This window comes from Pseudooceanicola lipolyticus, assembly GCF_002786325.1.
In the GTDB taxonomy this organism is placed as follows: domain Bacteria; phylum Pseudomonadota; class Alphaproteobacteria; order Rhodobacterales; family Rhodobacteraceae; genus Pseudooceanicola_C; species Pseudooceanicola_C lipolyticus.
Genome location: NZ_PGTB01000193.1, coordinates 1 through 6218, shown reverse-complemented (window position 1 = coordinate 6218; position 6218 = coordinate 1). Strand labels below are relative to the sequence as shown.

Genomic DNA, 6218 nt, shown 5'->3' with positions numbered 1-6218 from the left:
GTCGGCCCCGGCGCAGAGGTCACCGCATGGCCGGCTTCGGCCGCCGCGCGGCCCAGTTCAAAGCCCGGATCGGCGATCAGCGGCATCCCGGCTTCGGAGGCATAGGCCACCGAGGCGCCCTCGCCCAGCGCAGTCAAAAGCCGCTCCTGCACCGCCGGCCCGCTGTGATCGTGCAGCGCCAGCACCCGCCGGCCATCCAGCGGCACGCCATGGATCTCCAGCAGCCGCCGCAGGCTGCGGGTGTCTTCCGCCGCCAGCAGATCGGCCGAGGCCAGCACATCCAGCGCCCGCAGGGTGATGTCGCGGGCAGTGCCGATCGGCGTGCCGACGAAATACAGCCCCGGCGCCAGACTAACCTTTTGGAAATTCAACTCTGGACCCGTCCCGTTTGACGTTTATTATCCCGGCCCAACCCCAATGCGGTGCCAACCCGCCGGAAAAGGAAGCGACTGCCCCCATGTTTGCTGTTTTTGCCAGCGCCCGCAAGGCGGCGATCGCCTGCCTCGCCGTGGCCTCCGCACTCGTTCTTGCCGCCTGTGACACCGCCACCATTGGCGGCGGCGGGCCCAGCATCGACACTTCGCGCCCGGTGCCGGTGGCACTGCTGGTGCCGCGCAGTTCGGCCCAGCCGGGCGATGCGGTGCTGGCCCAGAGCCTTGAAAACGCGGCGCGGCTGGCGGTTTCGGATCTGCAGGGTGTGCAGGTCGACCTGCGGGTCTATGACACCGGCGGCAATGCCGCTTTGGCGGCGCAGGCCGCCTCGCAGGCGGTGGATGACGGCGCCGGCATCATCCTGGGCCCGGTCTATGCCGAGGCCGCCAATGCCGCCGGGCTGGCGGTGCGCAGCCGCAATGTCAACCTGCTGTCCTTCTCCAACAACGCCTCGATCGCCGGCGGCAACGTCTTCATCCTGGGGCCGACCTTTGCCAATACCGCCACCCGGTTGGCCAATTTCGCCGCCGGGCGCGGCAAACAAAGCATCGTCATCGTGCACAGCAATGACGTGGCCGGGCAGACCGGGCGCGATGCCTTCCAGTCGGCCCTGGTGCGTACCGGTTCGCGGGTGTCCGGAACCGTGCCCTATGACCTGTCGCAACAGGCGGTGATCGCCACGGTGCCGACGATCCGCGACACCGTCCAGTCCGCCGGGGCCGACGCGCTGTTCCTGACCGCCAACACCGCCGGGGCCCTGCCGCTGTTGACCCAGCTGCTGCCCGAGGCGGGCGTGTCGCCCGACTCGGTGCAGTATATCGGCCTCACCCGCTGGGACATCCCGCCGCAAACGCTGGAACTGCCCGGCGTCCAGGGCGGCTGGTTCGCCCTGCCCGATCCGGCCAAGGCGGCGCAGTTCCAGGCCCGCTATCAGGCCTCGTTCGGCGATCAGCCGCACCCGATCGGCGGGCTGGCCTATGACGGCATCGCCGCCATCGGCGCACTGGTTGGCGCCGGCAATGCCGACGCCCTGACCGGCGCCGCGCTGACCCAGGCGGCGGGCTTCCAGGGGGTTGGCGGTATCTTCCGGCTGCTGCCCGACGGCACCAATCAACGTGGCCTGGCGGTGGCCTCGATTCAGAACAGACAGGTGGTTGTGATTGACCCTGCCCCAACGAACTTTGCCGGCCCCGGGCTCTGACGCCGCCGGCCGCCCCGACTCGCTCCTGCCGCAACCCGGCCCGCTGCTCTGCGAGCCCTCCGAGATCTTCGATGCCGCCGCGGTTCGGGCGCGCATCGGCGAAGCGGCTGATGCCGGCATGGATGCGGCGGCGCTGCGGGCGGAAACCGTCCGCGTGCTGCGCGAGGCCAATGCCGCCGGACGCGCGGTGATCGCCCGCGCCTTTGCCGCGGCGCCGCTCGAGGCGCGGATGCTCACCCGCTCCTATACCTACCTGACCGACGGGCTGGTCACCACCGCGCTGTACGTGTCGCGCACCTGGCTGCATCCGCTGGCCAATCCGACCGCTGGCGAACGCATCTCGGTGATCGCCGTCGGCGGCTATGGCCGGGGTGAGATGGCGCCGTTCTCGGATGTCGACCTGCTGTTCTTGACCCCCTACAAGATCACCGCCTGGGCCGAAAGCTGCATCGAATCGATGCTGTACATGCTGTGGGATCTCAAGCTGAAGGTCGGCCATTCCAGCCGCACGGTGCGCGATTGCATCCGCCTGGGCCAGGACGATTTCACCATCCGCACCGCGTTGCTGGAACACCGCTTTCTTGCCGGCGACGCCCGGCTGGCCGCCGATCTCGACCGCCGGCTGAACGCCGATCTGTTTTCGGGCGGCGAGCGCGAATTTGTCGAGGCCAAGCTGGCGGAACGGGCCAAGCGGCACCGCAAGCAGGGCCAGCGCTATGTGGTCGAGCCCAACGTGAAAGAGGGCAAGGGCGGGCTGCGCGACCTGCAATCGCTGTTCTGGATCGCGAAATATATTCACCGGGTCCAGGACGCCGCCGAGCTGGTGCCGCTGGGTGTGTTCCGACCCAGCGAGTTCGAGCGCTTCGTCAAGGCCGAGGATTTCCTGTGGGCGGTGCGCGCCCATATGCACCTGGTCACCGGGCGCCCCACCGAACAGCTGACCTTCGACCTGCAGATCGAGGTGGCCGAGCGGCTGGGCTACAAGGACAAGGATGGCCGCCGCGACGTCGAATTCTTCATGCAGGACTATTTCCGCCAGGCCACCGCGGTGGGCGACCTGACCCGGATCGTGCTGACCAAGCTCGAAGCCATCCACGTCAAGTCCGAACCCCTGCTCGACCGCATCTTCCGACGCAAGCGCAAGGTCAAACCGGAATATGAAGAGGTCAACAACCGGCTCGCCATTGCCGATCCCGAGGAGTTCCTGAAGGACAAGCTGAACCTGCTGCGCCTGTTCGACGAGGGGCTGCGCACCGGGATGCTGATCCATCCCGACGCGATGCGCCTGGTCACCGCCAATCTCAGCCTGATCGACGAGAACATGCGCAACAACAAGGAGGCCCAGCAGATCTTCATGGGCCTCCTGCTGAAACACGGCAATCCCGAACGCGCCCTGCGCCGGATGAACGAACTGGGGGTGCTGTCGGCCTTCCTGCCGGAATTCGAACCCATCGTGGCGATGACGCAGTTCAACATGTACCACAGCTACACGGTGGACGAACACATCATCCAGTGCATCAAGACGCTGGCACAGATCGAAAACGGCGAGTTGAAGGAAACGCTGCCGGTGGCCTCGGGCATCCTGAAAGAGGGTGTGAACCGCAAGGTGCTGTATGTCGCGCTGCTGTTGCATGACATCGCCAAGGGCCGTCCCGAAGACCATTCGCAGCTGGGCGCCCAGATTGCCCGCAAGGTGGCGCCGCGGCTGGGTCTGAACAAGCAGGACAGCGAAACCGTCGAATGGCTGGTGCGCTATCACCTGCTCATGTCGGACATGGCGCAAAAACGCGACATCGCCGATCCGCGCACCGTGCGCGACTTTGCCAAGGCGGTGCAGACGGTCAAGCGGCTGGATTTGCTGACCGTGCTGACGGTCTGCGACATCCGCGGCGTCGGGCCGAATGTCTGGAACAACTGGAAAGCGGCGCTGCTGCGCGCGCTGTACCGGCAGACCAAGCGGGCGATGGAAGAAGGGATGGAGGCGCTGAACCGCGAGAACCGCGGCACCGAGGCCAAGCGGCTGCTGCGCCAGGCGCTGCCGGACTGGCCGCGCGCCGCGCTGAAAACCGAAACCTCGCGCCACTATGCCCCCTATTGGCAGGGGCTGCATGTCACCGCCCATATCGATTTCGCCCATATGCTGCGCGAATTGGACGAATCCGGCGATCCCGACCGCATGCTGGTCAAGCTGCACCCGGATGAGGACCGCGACGCCACCCGAGCCTGTTTCGTCATGCCCGATCATCCGGGCATCTTCGCCCGGCTGGCCGGGGCGCTGGCGCTGGTCGGGGCCAATGTGGTCGACGCCCGCAGCTATACCTCGAAGGACGGCTATGTCACCGATGCCTACTGGATCCAGGATGCCGATGGCCGGCCCTACGAGGCGTCGCGCCTGCCGCGCCTGACCCAGATGATCACCAAGACGCTGAAAGGCGAGGTGGTTGCGCGCGAGGCGCTGAAATCGCGCGACAAGATCAAGAAACGCGAGCGCGGATTCGAGGTGCCGACCCATATCAAGTTCGACAATGACGGCTCCGATATCTACACCATCATCGAGGTCGATACCCGCGACCGTCCCGGCCTACTATATGATCTGGCGCGGACGCTGGCGGCCAGCAATGTCTATATCGCCAACGCGGTGATCGCGACCTTTGGCGAACAGGTGGTCGACACCTTCTACGTCAAGGACATGTTCGGACTGAAATACCAGTCCGAATCCAAGCAGCGCTCGCTGGAGAAAAAGTTGCGCCAGGCGATCAGCGAAGGTGCCGAACGCGCCGCGACCTAGACCGTTCAGGCCGCCAGCCGCAGCAGACTGGTGCGCTTGTCCGAGATGCAGGGCCGCGCCATCGCTACGGTCTGGCGCCGGATCGGCGCCGGCAGTGTTATGCCCTGGCCTTGCATCAGCAATTCCGCCTCTTCCGGCAGATAGCTTTCGCTGGCCATGCCATCGGACCAGATCACCTCGTGCCGCTCCAGCAGCAGGTGGAAATAGGCCACGTCGGGCGCGCGGTCATCGCGCAGGATCGACGTGCCGTTCACCAGTTTCTTGACCGGAACGAAGACCTCGGGCTCGCCGAACAACAGCTGTGCCCGTTCGTCGCCGATCAGCACCCGGTGCTGCGGCGACAGCCGGATATCCCGGTCCGGGCAGCCGGGGCCCAGCGCATCCTTGCGCACCAGGATCGGGCGGAACTCGCAATGGTCGCGCAGCACCGCGCCGGTCAGGTGGCTGTGGGCGATCCAGCGGATCTCCTGGGTGCCGTGATCCGCCGTGCCCACCCGGTCGCCCGCGCGCAGCGCCTCTACCGGGACCAGCCCGTCAGGGGTGGCGATGCGGCATCCGGCGGTGAAACAGGCCGGAGTCGCCATGTCGGCATAGGCCTCGGAGGGGCCCTCATAGGCCTTGATCACCTTCAACGGCACCCCGGCCGGCGGGAAGGAGTCACCGACAAAGGCCAGCCCCTCGACCGTCGCGTAGGACGCGCCCTTGCCGCCTTCATTGATGTTGAAACCAAGGAGCGTGTAGGTGTTCCCGTCAGGGTCCTGCACCACCATGCCGTATTCAGCCTCGAACTTGCTGTCATCGGCATATTTCTTGCCGTCGAAGGCCTGGTCGCCATTCAACCGCTGGCTGCCGTCGTTGTCGGCGAAGCTGCCGTCATTGTCCCGGACGCTGATCGCTTCCCAGTCGGTCGAGTTCAGCGTGATGCTCTTGCCCAGCATGTGGCTGCCATCGCCCTGGCTATAGCCGGACAGCTCGCCGCCATCGGAAATGGTCAGATTGGACGCACCCAAAAGGTGCAGGGTCTCGGTGGTCTTGGACATAACGGCAACCTGTCACTCAATAAACGTTCAAGGCGATAAACGGGCGGTTCGGCAAAATTATGGAAAAATTCGAACCAGAATGCGGCTTGACTGCCTTCTGCCCGCCCGCTTGCCGCCCCACCACCTTTCCCAGCGCTGCGGAAACCGCTACTCCTGCCGCAAAAGCGACAAGAACACCGGGCAGGCCTTGCAGGAGCAGCCATGAAACCGATCCGCCTGATCTCCGGCTTCCTGACCGTTGGGGTCTGGACCATGCTCAGCCGCATACTGGGCTTCGTCCGCGACGCGATGATCCTGGCGCTGCTGGGCACCGGGCCGTTTTACGAGGCCTATGTCGTGGCCTTCCGCCTGCCCAACATGTTCCGCCGGTTTTTTGCCGAGGGCGCCTTCAACATGGCCTTCGTGCCGATGTTCTCGAAAAAGCTGCAGACCGGCGAAGACGCCCGCGGTTTTGCCGAAGAGGCGCTGGCGGCACTGACCACCGTGCTGATCGCGCTGACGCTGCTGGCGCAGCTGGCGATGCCCTGGCTGATCTTCGGGCTGGCCAGCGGCTTTGCCGGGCAGCAGGAATTCACCCTGTCGGTGGAATTCGGGCGCATCGCCTTTCCCTACGTGCTGTTCATCTCGCTGGCGGCGCTGTTTTCCGGCCTGCTGAACGCCACCGGCCGCTTTGCCGCCGCCGCCGCCGCGCCGGTGCTGCTGAACGTGCTGCTGGTCGGGTCGATGACCGTCGCCGCCGCGGTCGGCGGCGACGTCG

General features: G+C 65.9%; 5 protein-coding genes. 3 read left to right on the top strand and 2 right to left on the bottom strand.

Features of this window, described 5'->3' with window-relative positions; genetic code table 11:
* Window positions 1-371, bottom strand: a 371-nt coding sequence (gene rsmI / locus CVM52_RS22725) for a 16S rRNA (cytidine(1402)-2'-O)-methyltransferase (RefSeq protein WP_240621039.1), incomplete at its 3' end; no start/stop codon positions are given.
* 86 nt (window positions 372-457) lie between these two features.
* On the opposite strand from rsmI, the gene CVM52_RS22720 reads away from it, so the two are divergent.
* Both CVM52_RS22720 and CVM52_RS22715 read left to right on the top strand, forming a co-directional pair.
* Window positions 458-1633 carry a penicillin-binding protein activator gene (locus CVM52_RS22720; RefSeq protein WP_100164648.1) on the top strand — a complete coding sequence of 392 codons (1176 nt, stop codon included), beginning with the start codon at window positions 458-460 and terminating at the stop codon, window positions 1631-1633.
* Entirely contained in the window at window positions 1593-4421 is a 2829-nt protein-coding gene (locus CVM52_RS22715; RefSeq protein ID WP_100164647.1) for a [protein-PII] uridylyltransferase, read from the top strand. The genes CVM52_RS22720 and CVM52_RS22715 overlap by 41 nt, the downstream gene beginning before the upstream one ends.
* 5 nt (window positions 4422-4426) lie before the next feature.
* Here CVM52_RS22715 and CVM52_RS22710 read toward each other — a convergent pair whose 3' ends face one another.
* Window positions 4427-5461: a Hint domain-containing protein gene (locus tag CVM52_RS22710; RefSeq protein WP_100164646.1), complete on the bottom strand. Its 1035-nt coding sequence runs from the start codon at window positions 5459-5461 to the stop codon at window positions 4427-4429.
* Window positions 5462-5662: 201 nt separating this feature from the next.
* On the opposite strand from CVM52_RS22710, the gene murJ reads away from it, so the two are divergent.
* Window positions 5663-6218, top strand: a 556-nt coding sequence (gene murJ / locus CVM52_RS22705) for a murein biosynthesis integral membrane protein MurJ (RefSeq protein WP_276308658.1), incomplete at its 3' end; no start/stop codon positions are given.